The following is a 15,071-nucleotide window of genomic DNA, read 5'->3' as shown; positions in this document are numbered from 1 at the left end:
CAATGTCACTCCGCTCCTCTGAAGGCAACCCCGTCACGGGGAAACCGGCTGGTGGACCGGTGGACCGGCGGCTGGGGCCCAGGAAGCGTAAGAACTTCCTGGGCCCCCAGCCGCTGGGCCTGCTGTTCAGCGCCCCTTACGTCATCTACGTCCTGGCTGTCCTGGCGTTTCCGCTCGGCTACGCCGTCTACATTTCCTTCCACGATTTCTTCTTCACCGCACCACGGGTCAAGGTGGAGCGGCCGTTCGTGGGGTTCGAAAACTACATCACCGTCCTGTCCGACCCCGCGGTCCAGCGCTCCTTCCTGAACATCGGCGTCTTCCTCATCATCAACGTCCCGCTCACAGTGGGCCTGTCCCTGCTGCTGGCCAACGCGCTGAACCGCGTGACCCGGCTCAAGACGTTCTTCCGCCTCAGCTACTACGTCCCGTACGTGACGGCGAGCGTCGCCGTCGTCGGTGTCTGGCTGTTCCTGTTCCAGGGAAGCGGGCTGCTGAACACGCTGCTGGGGCCCCTCGCCCCGGCCCCCTCCTGGCTGGTGAATTCGTGGCTGGCCATGCCCACAGTGGCCCTGTACGTGACGTGGAAACAGCTGGGATTCTTCATCCTGCTGTACCTCGCGGCGTTGCAGAACATCCCCGATGAGCTGTACGAATCGGCGTCTGTGGACGGCGGCAACAAGTGGGTCCAGTTCTGGAACATCACCGTGCCCGGCGTCCGGCCCGCCAGCGTCCTGGTCACGCTGCTGGCCACCATCACCGGTGCGAACCTCTTCACTGAGCCGTACCTGCTGACCGGCGGCGGCGGCCCGGACGGGGCTTCGGCCTCCCCGGTGTTCATCATGTACCAACGGGGCATCCTGCAGGGGAACCCCGACGTCGCTGCCGCGCTGGGCGTGGTGCTGGTGATCGGCGTCCTGCTGATCGCCCTGATCCAGAAACGCCTCGTGGGCGGGAAGGAGGACTGATGTCCGTCACCAACGCACAAAACGCCAAGAACGACGACGACGCCAGCCGGCACCCGGAACCAGCGGAACCCGCCCTGCGTCCCGACTCGGGCGTCGAAAAGCGCCGCAATCTGGGTGTGGGCAGCTTCATCCTGCTGGGTGGGGGCGCCTTCGTTTTCCTCTTCCCGTTCTACTACATGCTCATCGGGTCGCTGCAGACCTCCCCGGACACGTCGATTTTCGGCGCGTTTCCCAATCCGGCCAATATCACCGGGGCGAACTATGTGCAGATCAACGAGTCCATCAACCTGTTCCGCGGCCTGCTCAACTCCGGCATCTTCACCGGCGGCGTCATCTTTTTCACGGTGATTTTCGGGCTGCTGGTGGGCTATGCCCTTGCGCAGATGAAGTTCCGTGGCCGCGGCGTGGTGTTCGGGATGATGCTGCTGGTCCAGATGATCCCGTTCCAGCTGCTGCTCATCCCGCTCTACGTCATGATCGTGCGCGATTACGGCCTGGCGGACAGCTTCCTGGGCATGATCCTGCCGTTCGCCATCAACTCCACGGCGGTGTTTGTGTTCCGCCAGTACTTCCTCCAGCTGCCCTCGACCCTGTTTGAGGCGGCCCGCATTGACGGAGCGTCGGAGCTGCGGATCCTGTGGCAGATCGCCATCCCCCTGGTCCGGCCAGCCATCGTCACCGCCGTGCTGCTGACCTTTATCGGCCCCTGGAACGAATTCCTGTGGCCGTTCCTGGTCACCAAGGACCAGTCCCTGCAGCCGCTGGCTGTTTCCCTGGCCAACTACATCTCCAACGTGGCCGCCACGGCGTCCAACCCGTTCGGTGCCATCCTTGCCGGTGCCTGCGTCCTGGCGGCCCCCGCCGTCGCGCTGTTCATTTTCTTCCAGCGCCAGTTCATTTCCACCAATATCGGTTCCAGCGTAAAGGGCTAATCCATGACTTCCCCCCACACTTCTGCACTCCCCACTGTCCCCTTCACCCTCACCCGTGCCGGCGTCATCATGACCCCCGAACCCGGCAGCGGTTTCGAGGCCGAGGGCGTCCTCAACCCCGCCAGCGGCCGCGGCCCGGACGGCGAGCTGTACCTGCTGCCGCGGCTTGTGGCCACGGGCAACGTGTCCCGTGTGGGCCTCGCCAAGGTGGTCATCAACGAGGAGGGCGTGCCCACCGGCGTGGAACGCGAGGGCGTGGTCCTGTCCCCGGACGAGGGCTGGGAACGCGGCATGAACAACGCCGGCACCGAGGATCCGCGCACCACCTGGGTGCCCGCCCTTGGCAAGCACCTCATGACCTATGTGGCGTATGGCCCGCTGGGGCCCCGCCTCGCCTTCGCGCACTCCGAGGACCTCCGGAACTGGGAACGCCTGGGCCCCTGCTTCTTCGAGTACCAGGCCGATCTCTCCATGGACCTGAACCTCTTTCCCAACAAGGACGCGGTGTTCTTCCCGGAGCCGGTGAACGACCCCGACGGCGTGCCTTCCTACGCCATGCTGCACCGCCCCATGTGGGACCTCGGCTGGATCCGTCCCGGCGAAGGCGAGCACCTGCCCGCCGGCGTCACGGACAACCGTCCCGGCATCTGGATCTCTTACGTGGCTGTGGCCGACGTGGAGCGGGACCTGCGCAACCTGGTGCACATGGGCAAGCACCGGCTGGTGGCCCTCAGCGAGTTTCCCTTTGAGGAACTGAAGATCGGCGGCGGCCCGCCCCCCATCCGCGTGGACGAAGGCTGGCTCCTGATCCACCACGGCGTGGCCGGCAAGATGGCCGCGTCTGCCTTCGAGCAGCAGCAGAACGTCAACTACACCGCGGCGGCCATGATCCTGTCCGCGGATGACCCGTCCCAGGTCATCGCCCGCAGCGATAAGCCCTTGTTGGCGCCTGAAACCGAGGACGAGATTTCCGGGATCGTGCCAAACGTGGTGTTCCCCACCGCCATCGAAAAAATAGGCAACCAGCTGTTCGTGTTCTACGGGATGGCGGACTCCAAAATCGGTGTGGCCAAGCTGGACCGGGTCTGACCCGCCGTCGGACTTTTACACAGCCGCAATAAGTGGGACTTTCGGAGGAAATCGTTCGGGCGGACAATTAAACTGCCCCCTCCGGCCTTCCCGGGCCAGGCCCTGCTTAAGGAGTGCACGCATGGCTACGCCGTTGAACCAAAGCGTGGCGGATTCCGCCCTGCTGACCCGATCGCTGCCGCTGGGGCTGCTGCGGACGTTCATCCAGTCGGACCTGGCGGACGAAGGCTTTACGCCCACCCTCCTGGCCGAACTGAAAGTCCTGGCCCGCGTCCCCGGGCTGCTGGTGGCCTGCAATTACGGCGGAACACTGTGTGATGCGGAGGGAATCTCCACGGAGACCCTTCCCCTGGGGAGCGCTGCGATCGCGCTCCGCGCCCTGGCCGCCCTGCCCAACACGCATGCCGCCGTCATCTCGGGGCGCTCGCTGCGTGACCTGGCCGCAGTGTCGCGGCTGCCCGCGGAGGTGCATCTCATCGGATCACACGGCGCGGAGTCGGACATGGCCTTCGCCCACAGCCAGGACCTTGCCACCGAAGCCACGCTCCACGCGGTAAGCACAGCCCTGACTGAGGCCGTGGGTTACCAGGAGGGCATCTGGATCGAGCGGAAGCCGGTGGCCGTGTCCGTGCACACCCGGCCGGCCTCGCCCGGCGTGGTGCAGGTGGTGACGGAAACGGCGCGGGAGATCGCCAGAGCGCATGGGCTGTTCTTCATTGTGGACGGTTCGGTCCTGGACCTCTCGGTAACGGAACCGGCCAAGGCTGACGCCCTGGAAAACCTCCGGTCCCGGCTGGGTGCCAGTGCGGCGCTGTACGCCGGGGACGCCTACAGCGACGAACTGGCCATCGCTACGCTCCGCGGCCCTGACCTGGGGTTGCGCGTGGGGGAGGGGGAGACCCGTGCTTTCCACCGGCTGCGCGACCCGGAATCCTTCGCCCGCATCCTGGCCCTCCTGTTCGAGCTGCGGCGGGCCTGGCTTTTCGGCGAGGACGCAGTGGGGCTCGAGCGGCACACGATGATCGGCAACGGATCCTCCACCGCGTTGGTCACTCCGGATGCCAAGGTCTGCTGGATGAGCCACCCGCTCCCGGACTCAGGGTCGCTGTTCGCCCACATCCTGGGCGGGGACGCCGCCGGGCACTTCTCCGTGGAGCCGCTCAAGTCCTCGCAGGTTCTGGGCCAGCGCTACGTGGACAGCACCATGATTGTTGAGACGCGCTGGGCGGACGTGACCGTCACGGACTACCTGGAGCCCGCACCGGAAGGGATCACCAGCCTGGTCCGGGTGCTCTCCGGCACCGGTGGCGCCAAGATCGGTTTCGCACCCCGGCCGGACTACGCCAACGCGCCGTTCAGTATGGAAGCCCGCGGCGACGAACTCCATGTGGTGGGAACCTCCGATCCCATTTTCCTTTTTGCCCCGGGCGTCAGTTTCACCATCACCTCGGACGGCCTCCACGCCACGGCCACCGCTTCGGTCAACCTCCAGGACGGCCCGGTGGTCCTCAACCTGCGCTGCGGCGACACCGAACCTGCGCAGGTGCACCCCGGCGGGGAGACCGACCGGCGGGCCGGGGTTGCGCTCCACTCCCGCCGCTGGGTGCAGGAACTGGAGCTGCCCTCGGTGAAGCCATCGCTGGTCCGCCGCTCAGCCCTGGTTCTCCGCGCCCTTGTGCACGAGCCCACGGGTGCCGTACTGGCCGCGCCCACCACGTCCCTGCCCGAAGGAATCGGCGGCACACGGAACTGGGATTACCGCTACTGCTGGCTGCGGGATGGGTCCATGACCGTGAACGCTCTGGTGGACCTGGGATCCACGGCGGAGGCGGCCGGGTTCCTCAGCTGGCTGGGCCGGATCCTTGAGCACGCGCCGGGCCCGGAATGGTTGCATCCGCTGTACTCGGTGACGGGGGCGCCCCTGTCCACGGAGGCCATCATTGACAGTCTGCCCGGGTATGCGGGTTCCCGGCCGGTCCGGATCGGCAACGCCGCGGACCACCAGGTCCAGCTGGATGTCTTCGGCCCGGTGGCTGAACTGATCCACAGCGTCAGCTCACGGAATGGTGCCCTCGAGGATGAACACTGGGATCTGTTGGTGCAGATGGCGGCCGCCGTGCTGGCCCGTTGGCACGAACCCGACCACGGCATCTGGGAGGCCCGGCGTCCGCCGCGGCACCACGTCTACACCAAGGTGATGTGCTGGGTGACGCTTGACCGCGCACTGCGGACCGCCGCCCGGCACGGCAGAACGCCGGACCCGTCGTGGGAACCTACAGCCCGGACCATCCGGGAGGAAGTCCTGCGCGAAGGCTGGGATGACTCGGCCGCGTCCTACACGGTGGCCTACGACAGCCCCGACCTGGACGCAGCCGTCCTGCACATCGGGCTTTCCGGCCTGCTGGATGTCACGGACCAGCGGTTCCTGGACACCGTCACCGCCGTGGAACGGGAACTGCGGGTGGGCCCCACCGTGTTCCGGTACAGGTACGACGACGGCCTGCCGGGTTTGGAGGGCGGCTTCCACATCTGCACCACCTGGCTGATTGAGGCCTACGTTGCGGTCGGCAGGATCGAGGACGCCTGGGACCTGTTCGACCAGCTGGTGAACCTCTTCGGCCCCACCGGCCTGCTGCCCGAGGAATACGATCCCAGCACGGAGACGCACCTGGGGAACCACCCGCAGGCCTACTCGCACCTGGGGTTCATCCGCTGCGCCCGGATCCTGGACAGGCACAGGCCGGAGGTCAAGAGGCCGTAACCTTGCGCGAACGGACAGTTGAGGCCCTGCGGAGGAGGGCCTCAACTGTCCGTTCGCGCTGGTCAGTTAAGCAGGAGGGCGACACCAATCATGGCGGGTACCGCCACCACCGTGGTGATCAGGACGGTGTCCTTGGCCACGGTGATGCCGGTCTGATAACGGCTGGCCGCCACGAAGACATTTTGCGCCGTAGGGAGGGACGCAACCACTACGGCCGCGAACAACGCCTGGCCTTCGACACCCAAGGCGAAGCGGGCAAAAACGTAGGCAATGGCCGGGTGGACCACAAGTTTGAAGACGCTGGCCAGAAGCGTGTCCACGCGTCTGCCGGCGGCAGCCTGCAAAGGCCGGCTGCCGCTCAGGCTCATGCCGAAGGCGATCAGCATGGCCGGAATGGCGGCACCGCCAATGAGGTGGATCGGCTCCAGGAGCAGCGACGCAACCTCCCGCCCCGTCCCTGCCACGAGCAGGCCCAGGCCGGAGCCAACAATCATCGGGTTCCGCAGGATCATCAGGATGAATCCCCAGGGCGTGGTGCGGTGCGAGCTGGTACTGGCGTCCAGGATCATCAGGAAAACCGGCGTAAAAAAGGCCAGCTGGAAGATCAGCAGCGGCGCCACATAACGGGCGTCGCCCAGGACGTATACGGCGATGGGGATGCCAAGGTTCGCGGAGTTGGCCAGGGACGCGGCCATCGAGGACATCACTGCCTCCGGCAATGCACGCTTCAGGACGAACTTCACAATGCTGAAGAACATAAGGGCGGTGCAGACGGCGGACACTGCAGTGACCAGCAGCGGTTCCGCGAAGACGTCCCCCAGCTGCGCTTTGCTGAGGGTCTCGAAGAGCAGGGCGGGGCTGGCCACGAAGAATGTCAGTCCACCGAGGACCTGGCGGGCGTTGTCGCCAAGGATCCGTTGGCGGCCCACGTACCAGCCCACCATGATGATGAACCAGACAACAAAGAAGCCCTGCAGCACGCCTACCAAAAAAGCCTCCGAGGCGGCGGTGCCTGCCCGGACTCACGCTCCGGCTACAGGGCGGCGTTGTTAAGGGCGAACGGCGGGCGCATCAGGCCAGGGGTGTGGCACTCAGCGGGGTCGTTACCGATCTGGACAATCTTATTGTCCTTATCCACATGGATGACCTTCGGGGTGTAGGCATGGGCCTCTTCCGTGGTCATCTGGGCATAGGTGATGAGGATGACAATATCGTTCTCGTGCATCAGGTGGGCTGCTGCCCCGTTGATGCCGATGACACCGGAGCCGCGCTCGCCGGCGATGGTGTAGGTCTCCAGGCGCGCACCGTTGGTCACGTCAACGATGGCCACGAGCTCACCGGGAAGGATATCGGCAGCGTCCAGCAGGTCCAGGTCAACGGTGACCGATCCTACGTAGTGCAGGTCGGCGTGTGTGACGGTGGCCCGGTGGATTTTGGACTTGAACATTGTGCGATTCATAACCCGCCCAGTCTAGCGCCGGCTCCCGGATCGCGCTGTGACGTACTGAACATGGCCCCGGAGGCTGCCCGAGCAGCCGCCCGGAACGTGACCGGGCGATCCGGCACCTACCCGGACGAGCCGCCGTCGTCCGTCCCTGCTACTGAGATGGCGGTGGCTGCCAGCGTCTCGCGGGCGGCGAGGATGGCGGGCCGTTGTGCGCTGGCGCGGCGCACCGACGTGAACACGGTCCTGCGCGGATGCCCCGGCAGATCCAGCAGCCGGGCGGTGGTGCTCCGCCCTGTCCAGACGAGGTCCGGCATCAGCCCCACGGCATTTCCGGACTCAATCAGCCGGATTTGCGCCTGCAGGTCTGCTGTTTCGAAGCGCACGTCGGGCTCGAATCCGGTACTCCGGCAGGCCTGCTCCGCCCAGTGCCGTGAGGCTGCGCCGCGGGGCTCCATAACCCAGGGAAGTGCGGCAGTGTCTTCCAGCGACGTTATGGGCGGCCGGCTGGAGTCCGCCGGCGGAACGGCCAGCCGGATCGCGTCAGTGGTCAGCTTGATGCGGTCCAGTTCCGGGTACCGCGGGGCGGCGTGGCCCGGATACTGTTCGGCGATGACCAGGTCAAAGTCGCGTGCCCACGTCTCGTGAAGGGCTGTTTCGGGTTCGCGCTGGATCATTTCGATCCGGACCTCCGGGTACTCCGCCGTCATCCGCGTGAGCGTGTCCGGCATCAGGGCCAGGGCCGCGGACTGGAACACCGCAATCCGGACCGTTCCCGTGACAGTGGTCAGCGACGCCGCCAGGTCCGCCTCCGCCTGCTCCATGGTTTCGAGCAGCTGGGCGGTGTGGGCCACCAGGACTTCGGCCTGGGGCGTCAGCTGCACGCGGCGCCCCGTTTTCCGGAGCAGCTCGACGCCCACTTCCTTTTCCAGCAGGGCCAGCTGCTGGGAGACCGACGACGGGCTGTACTGCAGTGCCTCCGCCACCTCCGCCAGGGTGCCCCGGATCTTCAGTTCGCGCAGAAGCCGCAGGCGACGGACATCGAGCATAGCCATTCCTTGATGAATCTAATGGATATTGGTTAGAAGTAGTCACTTTATCTAACGCAATTGCGATTGCATACTGGTGTACTTGAGTTACCCCTGTCACAGCCTCTTCCGGGGCGCCGCGATGGGGCCGCACCCCACGCAGGAGTACCTGATGAGCCCTAAAGATATGACCCAGTCGATCATGAGACGCAAGCCCATTGACGACATCGAAGAAGAGAATAAACACAGCGGATTGTTCAAGAGCCTCGGGCTCTGGCAGCTGACGGCTATCGGCGTCGGCGGGATCATCGGCGTCGGTATTTTCTCCCTGGCCGGGCTGGTGGCTGCCGGTAGCGGAGACAACCCCGGCGTCGGCCCGGCGGTGCTGTTTTCCTTCCTGATCGCCGGCCTCGCCAGCGCGGCGGCCGCGCTGTCCTACGCGGAATTCGCCGGCATGATCCCTCGGGCGGGCTCGGCCTACACATACGGCTACGTGGCGCTCGGTGAGATCATTGGTTGGTTCATTGGCTGGGATCTGCTGCTCGAGTACATCGCGATTGTGGCTGTAGTGGCCATCGGCATATCCGGCTACTTCGACGCGTTTCTGACCGGCATCGGCATCCATATGCCCGCCTGGATGACCGCGACTCCGGACGAGGGAACTGGAGGTATCGTCAACATCCCGGCGATCGCGGTTTGCCTGCTCGTGACCTGGATCCTGTCGCGAGGCACGAAGACGTTCGGCCGCTTCGAACTGGTGGCCGTCGGAATCAAGGTCGTCCTGATCCTGTTCATCATCGGTCTGGGCATCTTTTACATCGATACGGGCAACTACAACCCGTTTATGCCCAGCGGCTTCGGCCCGGTTGTAGCGGGCGCGGCCACGGTGTTCTTCGCCGTCTTCGGTTACGACGCCATGAGTACCGCCGCGGAAGAGGCGACCGACGGCAAGAAGCACATGCCCAAGGCGATCATCATGTCCCTCATCATCGCGATGCTCCTGTACGTCGCCGCCACCCTGGTACTCACCGGCATGCAGAACTACCAGGACATCGATCCCAAAGCCGGTTTCGCCTCCGCGTTCAACGGGGTGGGACTGCCGGTCATCGCCACGATCATCTCGGTCTTTGCCGTGCTGTCCATCCTGACAGTCATGCTCACCTTCCTGCTCGGCGTCACCCGTGTCTGGTTCTCGATGAGCCGGGACGGTTTGCTCCCTGGCTGGTTCGCCAAGACGGACCGCCACGGCACTCCCCAGCGCGTCACCTGGATTGCCGGCATCGCTTCCGCCCTGCTGGCCGGCGTGTTCCCGATCAAGGCAGTCGCCGACCTGACCAACATCGGCATCCTGGCCGCGTTCGTGGTCGTCTGCTTCTCGGTGATTGTGTTCCGCTACAAGAAGCCTGACGCTCCACGCACCTTCCGGCTGCCCCTGATGCCGCTTGTTCCGGCCTTCGGCGTCCTGGCGTCCGGATTCCTGATGTTTCAGCTGCACTGGGAGACGTGGCTGCGTTTCGGCGTCTGGCTCGTCATTGGCCTGGTCATCTACTTCGGCTACGGCCGCAAGCACTCGCTGATGAACCCTGACAGTCCCCGGCACGAGGAAGCCGTGGGAATGCACCGGCCCCTCGGCTGACCCCGGCCTCCCCGCCGCGGACGCTCTCTCATTTGTCGGCAGGTTCACCCCCTAATCCACAGTGCCCTATCACTTTTGGTCCCCAAACCCGCGTTTTAGCGACCAAAAGTGATAGGGCATCGGGGCGGGGTTGGCCTGCCGATTCTTGTTTAAGCCCTCGAGAAAAGAGTTGATTTTTCTAACCTGTATTGCTTAGAAAACATCGCTTTATCTTATGTGACTGCAAGATCATACTGATGAATGAGACCCCTTCCAGACCAAGGAAAGAACGAGCAAACCATGACCCACACTGCAACGGAAGCCGCCGGACAGACAGACGTCCCGCAGGCCCGTGCCCTCGCGGCGGATACCATCACGCTGGTGCGCCGCTGGCTGACCGAGGCTTCGAAAGTTCCTGTTGATGCCTCGGCTGAGCAGCTGGCCGGTGTGCTGAAGGATCCGAACGGTCTGGACTTCACCGTGGGCTTCGTGGACGGCGTGGTCCGCCCGGAGGACCTCCACGTGGCTGCCCGCAACCTCGCCGCACTGGCGCCCAAGGTCCCGGCGTTCCTGCCCTGGTACATGCGCAGTGCCGTCCGCCTCGGCGGCACCATGGCCCCGGTCCTGCCGCAGGTTGTCATCCCGATCGCCCGCCGTGTGCTCCGCGAAATGGTGGGCCACCTGATCGTTGACGCCACCGACGCCAAGCTGGGCCCGGCAATCGCCAAGATCCGTAAGGACGGTATCAAGCTCAACGTGAACCTCCTCGGCGAGGCCGTCCTGGGCGAACACGAGGCGTCCCGCCGGCTCGCGGGAACCCACACGCTCCTGGCCCGCCCGGACGTGGACTACGTCTCCATCAAGGTTTCCTCCACCGTGGCCCCGCACTCCGCCTGGGCATTCGACGAGGCCGTGGAGCACGTTGTCGAGAAGCTCACACCGCTGTTCGCCAAGGCCGCGTCCTTCGCCGGCGCCGGGAAGAACGCCAAGTTCATCAACCTGGACATGGAGGAATACAAGGACCTGGACATGACCATCGCGGTCTTCACCAGGATTTTGGACAAGCCCGAGTTCAAGAACCTCGAGGCCGGCATTGTGCTGCAGGCCTACCTCCCGGACGCCCTCGCCGCCATGATCCGCCTCCAGGGCTGGGCCGCCGAGCGCCGCGCCAACGGCGGCGCTGCCATCAAGGTCCGCGTGGTCAAGGGCGCCAACCTGCCCATGGAACACGTCGAAGCCTCGCTGCACGACTGGCCGCTGGCCACCTGGCACACCAAGCAGGATTCGGACACCAACTACAAGCGCGTCATCAACTACTCGCTGCACCCGGACCGGATCAACAACATCCGGATCGGCGTGGCGGGCCACAACCTCTTCGACATCGCGTTCGCCTGGCTGCTCGCCAAGCGGCGCGGCGTGGAAGCCGGCATCGAATTCGAGATGCTGCTGGGCATGGCGCAGGGCCAGGCCGAAGCCGTCAAGAGGGACGTTGGATCGCTCCTGCTCTACACCCCCGTGGTGCACCCCGCCGAGTTCGATGTCGCCATCGCCTACCTGATCCGCCGCCTCGAAGAGGGCGCCAGCCAGGACAACTTCATGTCCGCGGTGTTCGAACTCAGCGAGAACGAATCCCTTTTCGAGCGTGAGAAGCAGCGCTTCCTCGCCTCCCTCGACACGCTCGACGGCGAGGTCCCGGGCCCGAACCGCCGGCAGAACCGCGCCCTCCCTGCCGCGCCGATGCCGCACGGCTCGTTCGAGAACACCGCGGACACCGATCCGTCGCTGCCCGCCAACCGCGACTGGGGCCGTGCCATCCTGGGCCGAGTGGCAGGCTCCACGCTGGGCAACGCCGCCGTCGAGGCCGCAACCATCAGTGACGCGGACACCCTGAACGCCGTCATCGCTACCGCCGTCGAGAAGGGCAAGGCCTGGGGTGCCCTGACCGGCGACGAGCGCGCCAGGATGCTGCACCGCGCCGGCGACCTCCTCGAAGCCCGCCGCGCCGACCTCCTGGAGGTCATGGCCAGCGAAACCGGCAAAACCATCGACCAGGGCGATCCCGAGGTCAGCGAAGCTGTGGACTTTGCCCACTACTACGCCGAGTCCGCCCGGAAGCTGGAAAAGGTCGACGGCGCCACGTTCGTCCCGGCCAAGCTCACCGTGGTGACCCCGCCGTGGAACTTCCCGGTCGCCATCCCGGCAGGGTCCACCCTCGCGGCACTTGCAGCCGGCTCCGCCGTCGTGATCAAACCCGCCAAGCAGGCCCGCCGCAGCGGTGCCGTGATGATCGAAGCACTGTGGGAAGCCGGCATCCCGCGCGACGTGCTGACCATGGTCCAGCTCGGCGAGCGTGAGCTCGGTCAGCAGCTGATCTCGCACCCCGCAGTGGACCGCGTGATCCTTACCGGCGGCTACGAGACCGCCGAGCTGTTCCGCTCGTTCCGCAAGGACTTGCCGCTGCTGGCCGAGACGAGCGGCAAGAACGCCATCATCGTCACGCCGAGTGCGGACCTGGACCTGGCCGCGAAGGACGTGGCGTATTCCGCGTTCGGCCACGCCGGCCAGAAGTGCTCCGCAGCCTCCCTGGTAATCCTGGTGGGCACTGTTGCCAAATCGAAGCGATTCCACAACCAGCTGGTTGATGCCGTCACCTCGCTGAAGGTGGGCTACCCGCAGGACCCCACCAGCCAGATGGGCCCCATCATCGAGCCGGCCAACGGCAAGCTGCTCAACGCCCTCACCACCCTCGGCGAGGGCGAAACCTGGGCTGTGGAACCGCGCGAGCTGGACGAAACAGGCCGTCTCTGGAGCCCGGGCGTGCGCTACGGAGTGCGCCGCGGGTCCTACTTTCACCTCACCGAATTCTTCGGACCGGTCCTGGGCGTCATGACCGCTGACACGCTGGAGGAGGCCATCGAGATCCAGAACCAGGTGGAGTACGGCCTCACCGCCGGCCTGCACGCCCTGGACCCGGACGAGCTCGGCACCTGGCTGGACTCTATCCAGGCCGGAAACCTCTATGTGAACCGCGGCATCACCGGCGCTATCGTGCAGCGCCAGCCGTTCGGCGGCTGGAAGAAATCCGCCGTTGGGGCCGGCACCAAGGCAGGCGGACCCAACTACCTGGCCGGCCTCGGTGACTGGACCAGCACAGCCAGCACTGCTGACGCCCCGATCACCAACGCCGACGTCGGCCGTATCCTGAACGCCGCCGCAGGCGCCCTGCAGCCGGGCGAACTCGGGACGCTGCAACGTTCCCTGGCCTCCGACGCACAGGCCTGGGCCGAGGAGTTCGGCAACGCCAAGGACGTTTCCGGGCTCAGTGCGGAGCGGAACATCTTCCGTTACCGTGGGCTGCCGGTCACCGTGCGGCTCTCCGAAGGTGCCCCACTGGCCCACTTGGCGCGGACTGTGGCGGCCGGCGTCCTGGCCGGTTCGGCACTCACCGTCTCCACCGCCGTCGACCTTCCCGCCCAGCTGCGCGCCGTGCTCATCGGGCTGGACATCAACGTCACGGTGGAGTCCGACGCCGGCTGGCTGACTTCGGCGGCACGCCTCGCCGCGGCGGGCAAACTCTCCGGCGCGCGTATCCGCCTGATCGGCGGTGACGCCACCGCCCTCGCCGAGGCCACGGACGGGCGTCCGGACCTGGCGATCTACGCCCACGCGGTCACGGAGGCCGGACGGGTGGAGCTGTTGCCGTTCCTGCACGAGCAGGCCATCAGCGTCACGGCCCACCGGTTCGGCACCCCGAACCACCTCTCGGCGTCGCTGATCTAGGGCTGACCGGCCCAACAGACACGAAAAGGCCCGGTGGCCGCCTTCGGGCGGTTGCCGGGCCTTCGCTTCTGAATAGTTGAGTAGTGATCAGGGGCTGCGCCGGGGCGAGCCTGGAGACCGTTGGTAATTAGCCCAGATACCAGCCTGGGGGAGTCCACGATGCAGGAACATTGTGGGCGGAGAAATTTTCGCAACGGGTGCAGGTGTAGGCGACTTCGCCCAGTGTCCTGACCGCCCCGTCACGCCGGTACACCGGCGGAATGAAGGACTCGAGGTAAATGAATTCATCCGTGCCGCACTTGTCGCATGTGGGCTTGCCGATGTACTCGGCGGCCCGCGAAATGCCGGTGCTGTAGCTGGAATGAGGGGTGACCAGCGGCCGTGCAGTGCTATGCCGCTGGGTATATACAGGGTGTAAATGGGTATTCTCGGCTGTCGTCATTGGCTGCCTATCCCGAGTACGGCCACATCATGGGCTGCGGGGCGCACTCGTAGTGTTGAACCGGCCACTGCTTGACCCCATGGAGAATCCAGCATAGAGGAGGCGGGCTTTTACTTCAATGGTTCGTTTCAGCCCTGAATCCTGCGGCAAATTTGGTCAGACCGACTTTTTGAGCGTCCGTCCGACGATGGCCTGGGTCAGCGCGTCGATCACCTCGGCGTTGGCCAGCGGGTTGCGGATGAGGGTGAAGTCGACGTCGCCTACCGGCGGCAGGTCGAACCGGCGGGTGATGATTTTCAGGTCTTCGGGAACCAGCGACGTCGGCATCACGGCAACGCCGATGCCTGCCCGGAGTGCCGCCAGGACGCCGCTGATCTGCCGGGTGGTGCACGTGATCCGCCAGGTCCGGCCGCTTGATTCCAGCGCATCGATGGCCAGTTTCCGGCTAAGGCTGGGGGAGGGGTAGGCGATCAGGGGGACGGGATCCCCGGGCTCCAGGGACGTCTGCTCCAGTCCCACCCAGGAAAAGGTGTCGTGCTGGACCACTGTGCCGTCCTTGACGCCGGCCACCCACTTCACAAACACCAGGTCCAGCTGGCCCGCGTTGAGTTTCTTGTACAGCTGATCGCTCTGGCCAACGGTGAGCTCCAGGTTGATCTGTGGATAGACCTGCCGGAACTCACGAAGGATCCGGGGGAGGCCGGTGATGGCCAGGTCATCTGCCGTGCCGAAACGCAGCCTACCCCGCATGGCCGAGCCGGAGAAGTACCGGGTGGCGGCATCGTGGGCCGCAAGGATGGTGCGGGCGAAGCCGGCCATCGCGTCCCCGTTGTCCGTGAGCCGGACATCGCGCGTGTCCCTGCTGACGAGGATTCGTTTGGCGGCCGTCTCCAGCTTGCGGACGTGCTGGCTGACTGTGGGCTGTGCCAGGCCCAGGCGTTCCGCTGCCTTGGTGAAACTGAGCGTCTCGGCCACAGCAAGGAAGGAGCGGAGTTGGGCGGGTTCGAACACG

At 65.6% G+C, this 15,071-nt stretch carries 11 protein-coding genes; 6 read left to right on the top strand and 5 right to left on the bottom strand.

The annotated features are described in order from the left end of the window. Positions 1-2: 2 nt before the first annotated feature. From QK290_RS10130 to QK290_RS10115, 4 genes are all read left to right on the top strand, one after another. Positions 3-968, top strand: a complete 966-nt coding sequence (locus tag QK290_RS10130; protein WP_282330536.1) for a sugar ABC transporter permease — start codon at positions 3-5, stop codon at positions 966-968. After that, entirely contained in the window at positions 968-1,900 is a 933-nt protein-coding gene (locus QK290_RS10125) for a carbohydrate ABC transporter permease (protein WP_282330535.1), read from the top strand. The genes QK290_RS10130 and QK290_RS10125 overlap by 1 nt, the downstream gene beginning before the upstream one ends. A gap of 3 nt (positions 1,901-1,903) precedes the next feature. Next, positions 1,904-2,989 carry a glycosidase gene (locus QK290_RS10120; protein ID WP_282330534.1) on the top strand — a complete coding sequence of 362 codons (1,086 nt, stop codon included), beginning with the start codon at positions 1,904-1,906 and terminating at the stop codon, positions 2,987-2,989. A 121-nt stretch (positions 2,990-3,110) separates the two neighbouring features. Then, positions 3,111-5,750: a trehalase-like domain-containing protein gene (locus QK290_RS10115; RefSeq protein WP_282330533.1), complete on the top strand. Its 2,640-nt coding sequence runs from the start codon at positions 3,111-3,113 to the stop codon at positions 5,748-5,750. A 62-nt stretch (positions 5,751-5,812) separates the two neighbouring features. On the opposite strand, the gene QK290_RS10110 is transcribed toward QK290_RS10115, so the two are convergent. The 3 genes from QK290_RS10110 to QK290_RS10100 form a co-directional block, all read right to left on the bottom strand. Next, entirely contained in the window at positions 5,813-6,739 is a 927-nt protein-coding gene (locus QK290_RS10110) for an AEC family transporter (RefSeq protein WP_282330532.1), read from the bottom strand. A 44-nt stretch (positions 6,740-6,783) separates the two neighbouring features. Continuing rightward, on the bottom strand, positions 6,784-7,209 hold the full coding sequence (gene panD, locus QK290_RS10105) for an aspartate 1-decarboxylase (protein WP_181037322.1): 426 nt from the start codon (positions 7,207-7,209) through the stop codon (positions 6,784-6,786). Between the two features lie 107 nt (positions 7,210-7,316). After that, on the bottom strand, positions 7,317-8,243 hold the full coding sequence (locus QK290_RS10100; RefSeq protein ID WP_282330530.1) for a LysR substrate-binding domain-containing protein: 927 nt from the start codon (positions 8,241-8,243) through the stop codon (positions 7,317-7,319). Between the two features lie 151 nt (positions 8,244-8,394). On the opposite strand from QK290_RS10100, the gene QK290_RS10095 reads away from it, so the two are divergent. Together QK290_RS10095 and QK290_RS10090 are read left to right on the top strand one after the other, a co-directional pair. Then, a complete protein-coding gene (locus tag QK290_RS10095) occupies positions 8,395-9,858 on the top strand; it encodes an amino acid permease (RefSeq protein WP_282330529.1) in 1,464 nt (487 codons plus the stop codon). 279 nt (positions 9,859-10,137) lie between these two features. After that, positions 10,138-13,617 (top strand): bifunctional proline dehydrogenase/L-glutamate gamma-semialdehyde dehydrogenase, encoded by a 3,480-nt coding sequence (locus tag QK290_RS10090; protein ID WP_282330528.1) that lies wholly within the window; start codon positions 10,138-10,140, stop codon positions 13,615-13,617. 127 nt (positions 13,618-13,744) lie between these two features. On the opposite strand, the gene QK290_RS10085 is transcribed toward QK290_RS10090, so the two are convergent. Both QK290_RS10085 and QK290_RS10080 read right to left on the bottom strand, forming a co-directional pair. Continuing rightward, positions 13,745-14,059 carry a hypothetical protein gene (locus QK290_RS10085; RefSeq protein WP_282330527.1) on the bottom strand — a complete coding sequence of 105 codons (315 nt, stop codon included), beginning with the start codon at positions 14,057-14,059 and terminating at the stop codon, positions 13,745-13,747. Positions 14,060-14,215: 156 nt separating this feature from the next. Further along, complete coding sequence (locus tag QK290_RS10080; RefSeq protein WP_282330526.1) at positions 14,216-15,070, bottom strand: LysR substrate-binding domain-containing protein; 855 nt, start codon at positions 15,068-15,070, stop codon at positions 14,216-14,218. Position 15,071 lies beyond the last annotated feature (1 nt).

Origin of the sequence: Pseudarthrobacter sp. AL07 (genome assembly GCF_029960665.1) — a bacterium.
Classification (GTDB): Bacteria; Actinomycetota; Actinomycetes; order Actinomycetales; family Micrococcaceae; genus Arthrobacter.
The sequence above is the reverse complement of the archived record's forward strand: the minus strand, read 5'-3'. Positions and strand labels throughout refer to the sequence as shown.